Source organism: Serratia sp. Ag1 (genome assembly GCF_000743355.1).
In the GTDB taxonomy this organism is placed as follows: domain Bacteria; phylum Pseudomonadota; class Gammaproteobacteria; order Enterobacterales; family Enterobacteriaceae; genus Chania.
This window is the reverse complement of sequence record NZ_JQEI01000001.1, coordinates 83,860-96,821: the sequence shown is the minus strand read 5'-3', so window position 1 is coordinate 96,821 and position 12,962 is coordinate 83,860. Positions and strand designations below refer to the sequence as shown.

The window sequence follows — 12,962 nt, the reverse complement described above, 5'->3', positions numbered from 1 at the left end:
GATCAAGTCGCGACTAATACAACTCATAATTGTCAATACTGATCGAATTGTGGGTCTTCCGTAACTTGGGTGAAACCCTTTAAGCAAGAGGGCTCATCACCCGTCGCCTCAGTAACTTGAACTCGGCCCACCCGTACATCTGTCGCTTCGGCATCTTGAGGCGATTTACATGTCCTTCGTCTATCTGCTTTCAACGCTTTGGCCTGTTCGGCGGCAGTGGTAAGTTGTTATATATGGCACAGGCTGATATCGATTTCCTTCAGCGCAGTTGCCATGTCCAGCACTTCGCCCTGTGCCTTGGCTTGACCGTCGGCGCTGATAAACAGCCTCTTCGCCACGCGTATCACGCCATATTCGTCTGTGTACAGTTCAAAGCCTTTCCCACGCGATTTGCTCTGTGTATCCGCCTGGTGGCCAGTGTTTAACTGCTTTTGTCAAACTTCGTAGCGAGCTTGATATGCTCCTGATTGTGCTTGTCCTTCATCCGCAATTTGCTGTTGGTAGGGGAGCACTGCACATTGTGGGTGTGGTTGCTGCGGGCGGCGTGGTTCGGGTGCTCAGAATCGTGCAACGCATAGGCGATGCAGGGCACGATTTACTGAACACTGAAACTTTTATGTCATGCCTAATTTCGCTATTCACACATTGTGAGTAGGGTTGCCAAAAGAAGATGAGAAGAACTGTCGGTTTGCTGGCTGGCTGGCTGACTGAGAGAACCAGGCTTCAACATCACTTACAGCCCTTGTTGCAGGAATATGACTGGCAGATCACACAAATAACCAATCTTCCTGGTTATATCTTTTTTTTGTAAAAATGTAGATATATTCTAATTATGAATACAAAAAACACCTGCCTTCGTAGGAACATCTGCTTGCTTCAGGAGACTCACCACATGAATACCTTGACGACAGCAAAACCATCGCTGAAAAATGAAAATAAACCGATTATACCGGGGGTTACGCTATCGACGCACCCCACCTCTCCCCGCGTGTTAACGCTCAATTTCAGTGCCGAGATCGCTCAGCGTTTCTTGCAGCAGACCGAGCAATGGCCGATACAGGCGTTGGAATATAAATCGTTGTTGCGGTTTCGTATCGCCAAAATATTAGATGACCTATGTGCTAACCAACTCCGTACCTTCTTGCTGCAAACGCTGCTGTCTCGTGCTCAAGGTGCATTACTTATTAAGGCTGAAGGGCTCAATCGTGTCGAACAGAGTGATGACATGGTCAAACTGGCAACGGCGATTGCTCATCTGATTGGGCGTTCCAACTTCGACTCCATGAGTGGTCAATATTACGCCCGGTTTGTAGTGAAAAACGTCGATAATTCTGACAGCTATTTGCGGCAACCGCATCGGGTGCTGGAGCTTCATAACGACGGAACCTACGTGGAGGAAGTGACCGACTATGTGATGATGATGAAAATCGACGAACAGAACATGCAGGGCGGTGATTCTATTCTGTTGCATTTAGATGATTGGGAGCAGCTAGACACCTATTTTCGTCATCCGTTGGCTCGCCAGAGCATGCGCTGGTCGGCACCACCCAGCAAAAACGTCTTGAAAGAGGTTTGCCACCCGGTGTTTGACGTTGACGATCATGGCCGCCCGGTGATGCGCTATATCGATCAGTTTGTGCAACCGAAAGACTTCACCGAAGGCAACTGGCTCAGCGAACTGTCCGATGCCTTGGAAAGCAGCCAACACAAGCTGTTTATCCCGGTGCCAGTCGGCAGTATTTTACTGATTAATAACCTGTTCTGGCTCCATGGGCGCGATAGATTCACGCCTCACCCGGAACTGCGGCGTGAATTGATGCGCCAGCGTGGTTATTTCAATGTGCTATAAAATCGGCCACCTGCTGTTTGCTGATTACCTGAAAAGGGGGCCGTAAGATGTACGATTTTGTCATCATCGGGGGGGGAATTATCGGCATGTCTACCGCCATGCAGTTAATGTCAACCTACCCGGATGCCCGCATTGCCGTGCTGGAGAAAGAGCCTGAACTGGCCCAGCACCAAACCGGGCACAATAGCGGTGTGATCCACGCCGGGGTGTATTACACCCCCGGTAGCCTGAAGGCGCGTTTTTGTCTGGCAGGCAATCAAGCGACCAAAGCATTTTGTGAGCAACAGGGGATCCGCTACGACGACTGCGGCAAAATGCTGGTCGCCACCACACCGTTGGAAATGGAACGCATGCGTGCCTTATGGGAACGTACTGCGGCTAATGGGTTACAGCGGGAATGGCTCAATGCCGATCAATTGCAGGAGCGGGAACCCAACATTGTCGGGCTTGGCGGGATTTTCGTCCCTTCCAGCAGCATTGTCAGCTATCGGCAGGTGACAATGGCGATGGCCCGCGTGTTTCAACAGGCGGGTGGGGAGATTTTCTATCAGGCAGAGGTGCAGGCGTTACATGAACACTCGCAAGGGGTGGTGGTCAGCACGCCGCAGGCCGAGTTTTCTGCGCACTATCTGGTGGCCTGTTCTGGCTTGATGGCCGATCGGTTGGTCAAGCTGTTGGGGATCGAACCCGGTTTTATGATTTGCCCGTTCCGTGGTGAGTATTTCCGCTTGGCGAGCCAACATAATAGCATCGTGAATCACCTGATTTACCCGATCCCGGATCCTGCCGTGCCTTTCCTCGGGGTGCATTTAACCCGGATGATCGATGGTTGCGTCACCGTGGGGCCGAATGCGGTGTTGGCCTGGAAGCGCGAGGGTTACCATAAAAGGGACATTTCCTGGCGCGATTCGTTGGAAATGGCCAGCTACCCCGGCATTCGCAAATTGATGTATCAAAACCTGTCGTTAGGCGTGGGGGAAATGAAGAACTCACTCTTTAAACGTGGCTATCTCAAGCTGGTGCAGAAATATTGTCCTGGCCTGAGGGAGCAAGATCTGTTGCCTTACCCGGCTGGAGTGCGTGCTCAGGCGGTATCGCCCGATGGCAAATTGATCGATGACTTCCTGTTTGTCACCACCGCGCGCACGATCCATGTCTGTAATGCGCCATCGCCCGCCGCCACCTCGGCGCTCCCGATTGGCCAGCATATTGTCAGTAAAGTGCAGGCTTTGTTAGAGAACCAGCCGTCATCAGGGCCGAATCTGCGTACCGTAGCGGCGGCGGTTTAAGGCAACGTTTATCGGAGTCCCCTAAATGCCGTCTGGCATTTAGGGTGATCTCCCGCCCATCTTATTCCACACGATCTTCTCTGCCCCCGACCGAACTGGTTATCTGCCGGTATTTCATTATAATTAAAGGCCTTATGTTTCAAGAGATGGGATCGTAATGACTCTCCAGCAAAATGCGGTATTTGATGGTTATCATTATCTGAAAAGAGACATCATTCGCGGTGTTTTTCAGCCCAACGAAAAGCTGCGCATGAGCCTGCTGACCAGCCGTTATAATCTGGGGGTTGGCCCGTTACGCGAAGCCCTTTCCCAACTGGTGGCAGAAAATTTGGTCACCGCGATTAGCCAGAAAGGCTACCGCGTCGCCCCCATGTCACAAGCCGAACTACTGGATATTTTTGATGCGCGCGCCAATATGGAAGCCATGCTGGTCAGGCTGGCGATTGAGCGCGGTAACGATGATTGGGAAGCGAATATTCTGGCGCAGACGCACCGCTTGGCCAAAATGAGCACGGTAGCGACCAGTGAAGCGTTGCTGGATGAGTGGGATCAGCGCCATCAGGCATTCCACAGTGCCATCGTTGCCGGCTGTGGTTCCCAGTCTTTATTGCAAATGCGCGATCGGCTGTTCGATCTGGCAGCGCGTTATCGTTTTTTATGGCTGAGAAAGACGGTATTTTCCGCCAGCGTGATGGAAAATAAGCATCAGGAACATCAGGAATTGGTCAAACTGGTGTTGGCGCGTGACAGCCATCAAGCCAGTGAACTGATGCGTGAACATTTGCTGACGCCGATCCCCATCATCATGCAGGTCATGGAGCAAAATAGCCTGCTGCAGAATGAAAGGGAGTGATGGTTTAGCCGAGCGACTGCAGATGTGCAGCGGCATGGCGCACTGCAGCAATAAAGGCCGCAAGCAGCGGGCGCTGATCGTCGGTCTGCCAGATACAGTAAGCCTCAGAAAGTAATCCCGCCTCTGCTAATGCAACAAAACTCACCCCCGCCATTGCCGAACCCCGCAGGCTGGCGGGCACCAGGGCGCTGCCAAAACCTTGTGCCACCAACGAGATGACGCTCAGCCAGTGCCGAGCCTCGCAGCGAATGTCGGGATCGATGCCTGCGGTAAAGCACAACGACTGGATGCGATCATAGTAATAAGGGGATACCTGGCGCGAAAACGCAATAAACCTGTCATCCCGTAACTCACGCAGGTTCAGCGAAGGTTTGCTGGCCAGCGGATGTTGCTGCGGCAGGCAGGCCACTAAGGGCTCGCTGGAAAACAGCAGCGACGAAACCCCTTCCGGTAAGCGCGACGCATGCACAAACCCGACATCCAGGCTGCCATGCGCCAGTTCGCTCAACTGATCTTTCGTGTTCAGCTCCAGCATATTTAACTGCAAACCCGTACGTGACTGCTGAAATTGCTGTAATAACCTGGGCAACCCCTGATACAGCAAGGCCCCCACAAAACCAATGCGCAAGTGGCCAGTAACGCCTTGATCAACATCCCGCACCTGATGCATGGTGCTGTTCATACGCTCGATCAGCGCTTGGGCCGCAGGCACCAATGCCTCTCCGGCTGCTGTCAGCCGCACCTTTTGATGGCTGCGTTCAAACAGTTTTGCCCCGATGGTTTCTTCCAACTGACGGATGCTCACGCTCAGCGGCGGTTGGGAAATGGCAAGACGATTGGCGGCACGGCCAAAATGCAGCTCGTCAGCCAGCACCAGAAAATAGCGTAAACGGCGAATATCCACGATATATCCATTCCTTACCGCGAAAAGCTCAGTTTAACATGGCTGAAACAGCGCTTCTGGGCGGCACCCGGCAAATCACAGCAGCACGATGCTTTTAACCTATCGGCCAATAGGGAAACAGTATTAGACAGCTCCTTTTGTTTAACAAAATATAAACATAAGCAAAACAAAGTGGAGCCGAACATGCACACCATGACCAATCAGCAGGACAACATACCGGATCAATCCGGGGCTAACCTTTATCTCACCGACGCGACGCTGGAGGCTTTGCTGGTGGCCTATCTGCCCGCAGAACTGCGTGTTCATCTCGGGCCTTATCTGCAAAAACTGGGGGAGCTGGCAGGGGGGCCGCTGAGTGAACTGGCGGATCAGGCGGATAAAAATCCGCCGCAACTTCAGGTGCGCACCCGTACCGGCACCGATCAGCAACGCATTTTAAAGCATCCGGCTTTCGTTGAGCTGGAATGCTACGCGTTTGGTGAATTCGCCCTGGCCGCCATTTCGCATCGTCAGGATGTGCTGGGCTGGCGGGGGCAGTTACCTCCGCTGGTCAAATATCTGTTCACTTACCTGTTTGTGCAGGCCGAGTTTGGCCTGATGTGCCCGGTATCGATGACCGATTCATTAACCCGGACGCTGAAAAAATACGGTTCCCCCGAACTGGTGGCTAAATATCTGCCACGCCTTACTTCACTGGATCCCGCCGCGCTGATGCAAGGCGCAATGTTTATGACCGAGCAAGGCGCGGGTTCTGATATTGCCGCCACCACCACGTTGGCAGTCAATAGGGATAACCACTATCGGTTGTACGGCGATAAGTGGTTTTGTTCTAACCCTGATGCTGAGCTGGCGATGGTGTTGGCACGCATTGAAGGCGCACCGGAAGGGATGAAAGGGGTATCGCTGTTCCTGCTGCCGCGCACGCTGGATGATGGTTCAACCAACGCCTACCGCATTTTACGCCTGAAGGACAAACTGGGGACTCGCTCGATGGCCAGCGGTGAAATCCGCCTTGAAGGAGCCACGGCGTATCTGGTGGGCGAGGCTGGGCGTGGTTTTGTGCAGATGGCGGATATGGTGAATAACTCCCGGTTGTCCAACGGAGTTCGCTCTGCTGGCCTGATGCGCCGCGCGGTGAGTGAGGCCTTCTATATTGCCCGCCACCGGCAGGCCTTTGGTAAAAAACTCATTGAGCTGCCGCTGATGAGAAAGCAACTGCTGAAAATACTGCTTCCCAGCGAGCAGGCCCGCAGCATGGTATTCCAAACGGCAGAGGTGTTGCGTCGTTCGGATAGTGGCGATAAAAACGCTTATGCATTGCTGCGCATTCTGACCCCGCTGATCAAATTCCGCGCTTGCCGCGATGCTCGCAAGGTCACTGCCGATGCTATGGAGATCCGTGGCGGTTGCGGTTACATCGAAGAGTGGGGCGATCCGCGTTTGGTCAGAGATGCCCATTTAGGATCGATCTGGGAAGGCACCAGCAACATTGTCGCTCTGGATGTGCGGCGGGCGATCCTGCGTGAACAATCGCTGGAAGCGCTGCAAGTGTATCTGGAGCAACTGCTGGCGGAAGCGCATCTGGACAATGCTATGCGCGCCCGCTTCCTCAGTGCCCAACAGCGAGCCTTTGCCTTGGCGCAGGCGGCGGCAACCCAAGAGGGCAGCCACCTGACGCGTCGTGCAGCCAGCGGCCTGTACAACCTGGTCAGCGCGGCGGCGATGGCTTGGGAGAGCCATCATGCAGATGCTCCGGCACGTTTACATCTGGCTGAGCAGGTCTTGATACAGAAACTGTTGCCCAGCGATCCCTTAACGCTAGAAAACCCGTTGCCTGAGGAGATTGAAGAACTGCTGCTGGCGAGTGCCTATCACTGAACAGAGCCATCACCCCACTGATTTTGGCCTCATAAAGTCACAACATGCGCAGGAGTAACGATTATGGCAATCCCTACGGCTGGTGCATTGGCCGGTATTCGTGTTATCGATTTATCCCGCGTTTTGGGCGGGCCGTACTGTGGTCAGGTGCTGGGCGATCATGGTGCCGATGTGCTTAAGGTTGAACCGCCGCAGGGTGATGAAACCCGCACTTGGGGGCCACCTTTTCAGGATGGGGTGGCCGCGTATTATATTGGCCTGAATCGCAACAAACGTGGCATGTACCTTGATCTGTCGCAGGCAAGCGCCCGCCAGACGCTGTATGAACTGTTGGCCGATGCCGATGTGTTAATTGAAAACTTCAAGACCGGCACCATGGAGAAATGGGGCATCGGTTACGCGGCATTGGCTGCGCGCTTTCCCCGGTTGATCCATTGCCGCGTCAGTGGTTTTGGTGCCGATGGCCCACTCGGCGGTTTAGTGGGTTATGACGCTTCGATTCAGGCCATGACCGGGATCATGAGCGTCAATGGGGAACCTGAGGGTGAACCACTGCGCGTTGGCGTGCCGCTGGTCGATCAGGCTACCGGGATGAACGCAGTGATCGGCATCCTGATGGCACTTTATGAACGCACCCGCAGCGGTTTGGGGCAATTTGTTGAGGCCAGCCTGTTTGATACCGGTATATCGCTGTTACATCCTTATTCCACCAACTGGTTTGCCAACCAGCAGCCGCCGAAACGCTCGGGTAACGCCCACGCCAATATCTATCCTTATGATATTTTCCCCAGCGCCAGCGTGCCGATCTTTCTCGGCGTTGGTAACGACAAGCAGTTTGCGCTGCTGTGCCAGTGCCTGGATGCTCCATCGTTGAATGAGGATCCACGCTTTGCCAACCCGAAATTGCGCTCACTGAACCGCGCTGAATTACGCAGTGCGCTGGTTGCTCTGCTCGCCAGGCACGAGGGGGTGAAATTGGCCGAACAGTTGCTGCGCAGCGGCGTGCCTAGTGCGCCATTGCTGAATATTGAGGCTGCGTTGCAGCACCCGCATACCCGACACCGTGGCATGGTGGTGAAGATGGGGGATAACTATACGGGCATCGCCTCGCCGATCAAACTTAGCCGCACCCCAGCCAGCTATCGGTTACTGCCGCCGGTAGGAACCCCTGCGGAGGCAAAAGATGCCAAATAATCATCAGCCTAGCCACGGTCTGCATCTTGAGCGCTGTGGCAATATACTGATTGCGACTATTGATAACCCACCGGTTAACGCGTTGGGGCTAGGTGTGCGTACCGGGTTGCTCGCGGCGTTGGATCGGGCGCAGAACGATGAACAGATCCACGCACTGCTGCTGGTGGGCGCAGGTAATCACTTTGCCGCCGGGGCGGATATCCGTGAATTCAATCAACCGCGCCAGCCACCGCTCTTGCGCGAGGTTTGTGATCAAATCGAAGCCTGCACTAAACCGGTGATCGCCGCTATCGCAGGGAACGCACTGGGCGGCGGGTTGGAGATTGCTATGGCGGCGCATTATCGGCTGGCCGTACAGGGCAGCCAACTGGGGTTGCCGGAAGTTAATCTCGGGCTGCTGCCCGGAGCCGGGGGCAGCCAGCGCAGCGTGCGGCTGCTCGGGGTTGAAGCGGCTCTGGATCTGATGCTCAGTGGTCGCCCATTGGCGGCTGAGCAGGCGCTGGGACTGGGCTTGGTGGATCGTTTGGGGCAGGATGCACGTATTGACGGCTTGTTTTATGCCCATGAACTGCTGGCCGAACGTTGCGGAGTGCGGCGCAGCAGTGAAGCTGTTACCCCACTGGCTGACCCTGTTGCGCAGCAGGCGGTGATTGCGGCGGCACGCGCCAAACTGCCAACGCAATTTCGCGGGCTATTTTCCCCGGCGTTGATTATTGACTGTGTGGCCGTTGCCTGCGAACAGCCGTTTGCGGCGGGTTGCCAGTATGAATCCGCGCAGTTCCAACGCTGTTTGGCAAGCCCTCAGCATCAGGCCTTGCTGTATGCCTTTCAGGCCGAGCGTGCCGTTGCCAAACTGCCTGATATGGCAGGGTTGGCGATACGCTCTTTTGCCCAAGTGGGGGTGATTGGCGGTGGCACCATGGGGGCAGGGATTGCGGTGGTGATGCTGGAGGCGGGCTTGCCGGTGATGTTGCTGGAGCGTGACGAACCGAGTCTGGCAGCGGGCCTGAGCCGAGTGGAAGAGTTTTATCGCCAACGGGTGAGTAAAAAGCGGCTTTCAGCCACTGCTGCTGCGGCGCGGTTAGCGAAATTGCGCGGAACTACAGAGTATCAGGCTTTGGCCGCCGCCGATCTGGTGGTGGAGGCCGTGTATGAGGATCTGGCGGCCAAGCAGGCGGTTTTCTGTCAGTTAGACCGCCACTGCAAGCCCGGTGCGATATTGGCAAGTAATACGTCTTATCTGGATATTACTGCGATTGCGGCGGTGACGGGCAGGCCGCAGGTGGTGATTGGTTTGCACTTTTTCTCCCCTGCGCCGGTCATGCGCCTGCTGGAGATCGTGGTGCCGCCGCAGACCTCGGTCGAAGTGATTGCCAGCGCGTTGGTGTTGGCCCGCAAGCTTGGCAAGATCCCGGTGCGTACTGGCGTCTGCGACGGTTTTATCGGCAATCGTATCATGTCTGTCTATCGCCGCGCGGCGGAAGCGATGCTCGAGGACGGCGCTTCGCCGTATCAGATCGACGAAGCGGTGCGTGAGTTCGGTTTTGCCATGGGGCCTTTCCAGATTGTTGATGTGGCCGGTGGTGACATTGCCTGGGCGACGCGTAAACGCCGGGCCGCCCAGCGGGATCCGCAGGAGCGTTACGTGCAGATTGCCGATCGCCTGTGTGAACAAGGTTGGTTCGGGCAAAAAACCGGGCGCGGCTGGTATCGCTACGAGCCAGGTTCAAACCGTGGGCAGCCGGATCCGGCGGTGCTGGAGATGGTCGATCGTGAACGGGAACGCGCAGGCATTACGCCACGGTCATTCAGCACCACAGAGATCGTGCGCCGCTATTTGGCGGCCATGATTAACGAAGGTGCTAATCTGCTGGAAGAGGGGATGGCGCAGCGGCCGCGGGACATTGATGTAGTGCTGCTGGCCGGTTACGGCTTCCCGCGCTATCGCGGTGGTCCGCTGTATTATGCCGATCGGATTGGTTTAGCGCAGATACTGGCGGATATTACGGCCTTTGCCGCTGAGGATCCGCAGTTTTGGCGTCCATCACCGTTGCTGATCCGCCTGGTGGAACAAGGGAAGACGTTCGCTAGCCTTAATGTAGAGTAACCATAATGCGTTCACCTATGTAAGCCAGGTGTAATGGGAATTGCCGTAAACAGCATGCAATCCTATGATCCCACAGTGAACGGCAATTGCAGGGCCCAAGGCGGGGCCCTGCACCCGCGCCCACGCTTAACATGGCCTGCCCGCTACGCGGGTGCCTTCGCTGCACCCCCATTGCCGGGCGGGTCGGCTACGACAGGCGTCCCTTCCTGTCTCGCCTAAATCGGCCGTCCATGGCCGATTTCCCCTGGCAACGGTGTCTTGCTCAGCAGGCCATGATGCGCGCAACGTCAACCCCTGAATCTGTAAGCACCGGGCAACATTGACATGCTTCAGTCGCGTTCACTGCGTTGCTGAATATACCCTTCATACTTCAAGTTGCTTGGGTGTTGGCTGCCTTCACTCACCCCAGTCACTTACTTGAGTAAGCTCCTGGGGATTCGTTCAGTTGCCGCCTACAAGCAACTCGAATTATTTTGGGTATAAACACAAAAGGTTTAGCGACCGAAATAAATACTCGCACCTGCTAGCACTCAATGCCCAAAGTAAGCCCGATGCAACTCTTCCATATCAATATCATTGGCCGCTTGGGTAAAGATCATCTTGCCGCTGCGCATCAAACAGACACGATCGGCCAGTTTGATCGACAACTGCGTATTCTGCTCTACCAACAACAGGGTTTTGCCGTGCTCACGCAGGCGGGCGAAGCAGGCAAACAGCTCATTAACCACCACCGGAGCCAGCCCCAAAGAGGGTTCATCGATCAGGATCATGCTAGGATCAGACATTAAACAGCGGCCTACTGCCAGCATTTGTGCCTCACCACCGGAAAGCACGCCTGCCAACTGTTTCTGCCGCTCGGCCAAGCGTGGGAACATCGCATAGACTTCTGCCAGACGTGGTTTCACCTGCTGGCGGCTGGCTTTCTGAAAGGCCCCCATAATCAGGTTATCTTCTACCGTCATATCACGGAAAATCATGCGCCCTTCCGGGATCAGCGCCAAGCCGCTGCGTTTGGCATTCCAGGGCGAAAGCCCGCCGATATCGATATTCTGATAGGTAATCTGCCCCTGTTTTAACGGTAACAGCCCGGCGATGGTTTTCAGCAGCGTGGTTTTACCTGCGCCGTTTGGCCCGACGATGGCGGTGACCGTGCCAGGCTCGATCTGCAATGAAATGTCCCACAGGATATTGATCGCGCCGTAGCCACCGCGCAGGTGTTGAATGTTAAGCATAGGCTTCTCCGGTATAGCTGCGGATCACCACCGGATCGTTGAAAACCTCGGTGGGTGTACCATCGGCAATCAGGCGGCCAAAGTTGAGGATCCACACGCGTTGGCATAGCGTCGTGACGGTTTCCAGATCGTGTTCAATCAGCAGAATGCTCAAACCATATTCGGCATGAATCCGCGCCAGCATCTGTTGAAAACGCTTTTTACCGCTGGTTTCCAACCCTGCCAACACCTCGTCGAGCAACAGCAGTTTTGGCTCGGTGGCGAGCGCTTTGGCCACCTCGAGCGCTTTCAGTTCACTGAGCGAAAGTTCGGTGGCGGCAGCACGTTCCGCTTTGTCATGCAGGCCGACCAGTTCCAGGATTTCCCGCAGCCGGGCCAGATTGACCTTACCGGTGGCAAAGCGCTGCGCCACCCGCACATTTTCCATCACGTTCAATTCATGCATGGGTTGCGGCACCTGGAAAGTGCGGCCAATCCCTAAGCGGGCGCGGCGATGGATCCCTCCCCGCTGCCCCAAAGGGGTGCCATGAAAGCTGAGCGTGCCAGCGGTAGGCGGTACCAGGCCGGAAATGGCGTTAAACAATGTGGTTTTACCCGCGCCGTTGGGGCCCACCAAACCGACGATTTCATTTTCCCCAACTGTCAAAGACACATTATCGATAGCGGTAACCGCGCCGAATGACACGCTGACTCCATCAAGCTTTAGCACGATAGAACCTCCTCTGGGCTGAACGTAACAGCGGTAACAGGCCTCGTGGGCTGATCAGGATCATGACCACCAGTAACCCGCCCAGGATCATCTGGTGCCCGGTGGGGAACAGAACCTTGAACAGGAGCTGGTCGGTTAGATAGACCACCAAAGCGCCGATCAACGGGCCATTCAGCGAGCGGAAACCGCCGAAGATCGCCGCGATAATCGGCACAATCACCCAGGAGGCGTTGAAAGCATAATCAGGCTCCAGGAAGTTCATATGATGTGCGTTAAATGCCCCGACCAGCCCGGTCATAAAAGCAGACAGCAACAACACCGCCGCTTTCAACTGCAGGCTGTTAACGCCAACGACCTGCGTTGCGGCTTCTGAATCGTGCATCGCTTTCAGCGCCAAACCGTAATCGCTGCGCGCCAAGGCGGCATAGACCAGTAAAAACAGCGTTACTAATGCCAGGATCACGTAATAGACGCCGAGTTTGCTGTTCAGGGCAAAGCCCATCACGACCGGTAGCGCAGGAATGCCGGATAACCCCGCCGATCCGCCAGTGATGCCCTCAAGCTGAACGGCCAACACCCGAAAGATTTGCGAGTAGGCCAGGATCGCCAGGGCAAAATAGGTGCCTTTCAGGCGCAAGGTGGGCAACATCAGCAAGGTGGTCAGCGCCGCTGCCAGCCCGCCACAAAGCATCGACAGTAACACGGGCATACCGCTATTCATCGCCAGCATGGAGGAGATATAGGCACCAGTACCGAAGAAGGCCGAGTGACCAAAGCTGACCATCCCCCCGAGATTACCCAACATCGCCCAGGCCAACGCCAGTGCGCCGATCGTCAGGGCATCGGTAAACATGCTGAGAACATAGGGTTGTTGCTGCCAGAAGAGGGGCACCAGGGTTGCCAGCAGCAACGGGAACCCCATGAGTTTAAGCAATGATTTCATCATG

The 12,962-nt window shown here is 55.4% G+C and carries 11 protein-coding genes; 6 read left to right on the top strand and 5 right to left on the bottom strand.

All coding sequences use genetic code 11. From position 1 onward, the window contains the following. Positions 1 to 227: 227 nt before the first annotated feature. A complete protein-coding gene (locus IV04_RS26675; protein WP_231566315.1) occupies positions 228 to 368 on the bottom strand; it encodes a type VI secretion system Vgr family protein in 141 nt (46 codons plus the stop codon). A gap of 524 nt (positions 369 to 892) precedes the next feature. Between IV04_RS26675 and glaH the strand changes: the two genes are divergently transcribed. From glaH to csiR, 3 genes are all read left to right on the top strand, one after another. Continuing rightward, a complete protein-coding gene (gene glaH / locus IV04_RS00385) occupies positions 893 to 1,849 on the top strand; it encodes a glutarate dioxygenase GlaH (RefSeq protein ID WP_037403399.1) in 957 nt (318 codons plus the stop codon). Between the two features lie 47 nt (positions 1,850 to 1,896). Then, entirely contained in the window at positions 1,897 to 3,138 is a 1,242-nt protein-coding gene (lhgO, locus tag IV04_RS00380) for an L-2-hydroxyglutarate oxidase (RefSeq protein ID WP_037403401.1), read from the top strand. 157 nt (positions 3,139 to 3,295) lie between these two features. Then, complete coding sequence (csiR, locus tag IV04_RS00375) at positions 3,296 to 3,991, top strand: DNA-binding transcriptional regulator CsiR (protein WP_051916491.1); 696 nt, start codon at positions 3,296 to 3,298, stop codon at positions 3,989 to 3,991. 4 nt (positions 3,992 to 3,995) lie between these two features. Here csiR and IV04_RS00370 read toward each other — a convergent pair whose 3' ends face one another. Next, positions 3,996 to 4,895: a LysR family transcriptional regulator gene (locus IV04_RS00370; RefSeq protein WP_037403403.1), complete on the bottom strand. Its 900-nt coding sequence runs from the start codon at positions 4,893 to 4,895 to the stop codon at positions 3,996 to 3,998. Positions 4,896 to 5,078: 183 nt separating this feature from the next. Here IV04_RS00370 and IV04_RS00365 point away from each other — a divergent pair, with 183 nt between their 5' ends. The 3 genes from IV04_RS00365 (at position 5,079) to IV04_RS00355 (ending at position 10,074) form a co-directional block, all read left to right on the top strand. Further along, positions 5,079 to 6,773, top strand: coding sequence for an acyl-CoA dehydrogenase family protein (locus IV04_RS00365; RefSeq protein WP_051916488.1), 1,695 nt, complete (start codon positions 5,079 to 5,081; stop codon positions 6,771 to 6,773). Between the two features lie 63 nt (positions 6,774 to 6,836). Beyond that, positions 6,837 to 7,967: a CaiB/BaiF CoA-transferase family protein gene (locus tag IV04_RS00360; protein ID WP_037403405.1), complete on the top strand. Its 1,131-nt coding sequence runs from the start codon at positions 6,837 to 6,839 to the stop codon at positions 7,965 to 7,967. Further along, complete coding sequence (locus IV04_RS00355) at positions 7,957 to 10,074, top strand: 3-hydroxyacyl-CoA dehydrogenase NAD-binding domain-containing protein (RefSeq protein WP_051916486.1); 2,118 nt, start codon at positions 7,957 to 7,959, stop codon at positions 10,072 to 10,074. Before IV04_RS00360 ends, IV04_RS00355 begins: the two co-directional genes overlap by 11 nt. Before the next feature lie 530 nt (positions 10,075 to 10,604). Here the strand turns inward: IV04_RS00355 and IV04_RS00350 are convergent. Genes IV04_RS00350 through IV04_RS00340 form a run of 3 tightly spaced genes read right to left on the bottom strand, consistent with a single transcriptional unit; the run spans position 10,605 to position 12,961 of the window. Further along, positions 10,605 to 11,306 (bottom strand): ABC transporter ATP-binding protein, encoded by a 702-nt coding sequence (locus IV04_RS00350; protein ID WP_037403408.1) that lies wholly within the window; start codon positions 11,304 to 11,306, stop codon positions 10,605 to 10,607. Further along, entirely contained in the window at positions 11,299 to 12,015 is a 717-nt protein-coding gene (locus IV04_RS00345; protein ID WP_037403410.1) for an ABC transporter ATP-binding protein, read from the bottom strand. The genes IV04_RS00350 and IV04_RS00345 overlap by 8 nt, the downstream gene beginning before the upstream one ends. Further along, positions 12,002 to 12,961, bottom strand: coding sequence for a branched-chain amino acid ABC transporter permease (locus IV04_RS00340; RefSeq protein ID WP_197062199.1), 960 nt, complete (start codon positions 12,959 to 12,961; stop codon positions 12,002 to 12,004). The genes IV04_RS00345 and IV04_RS00340 overlap by 14 nt, the downstream gene beginning before the upstream one ends. Position 12,962 lies beyond the last annotated feature (1 nt).

Coding starts and splice junctions, on each gene's coding strand:
- glaH (WP_037403399.1), top strand. CDS start 893: ATGAATACCTTGACGACAGCAAAACCATCGCTGAAAAATGAAAATAAA.
- lhgO (WP_037403401.1), top strand. CDS start 1,897: ATGTACGATTTTGTCATCATCGGGGGGGGAATTATCGGCATGTCTACC.
- csiR (WP_051916491.1), top strand. CDS start 3,296: ATGACTCTCCAGCAAAATGCGGTATTTGATGGTTATCATTATCTGAAA.
- IV04_RS00365 (WP_051916488.1), top strand. CDS start 5,079: ATGCACACCATGACCAATCAGCAGGACAACATACCGGATCAATCCGGG.
- IV04_RS00360 (WP_037403405.1), top strand. CDS start 6,837: ATGGCAATCCCTACGGCTGGTGCATTGGCCGGTATTCGTGTTATCGAT.
- IV04_RS00355 (WP_051916486.1), top strand. CDS start 7,957: ATGCCAAATAATCATCAGCCTAGCCACGGTCTGCATCTTGAGCGCTGT.
- IV04_RS00350 (WP_037403408.1), bottom strand. CDS start 11,306: ATGCTTAACATTCAACACCTGCGCGGTGGCTACGGCGCGATCAATATC.
- IV04_RS00340 (WP_197062199.1), bottom strand. CDS start 12,961: ATGATGAAATCATTGCTTAAACTCATGGGGTTCCCGTTGCTGCTGGCA.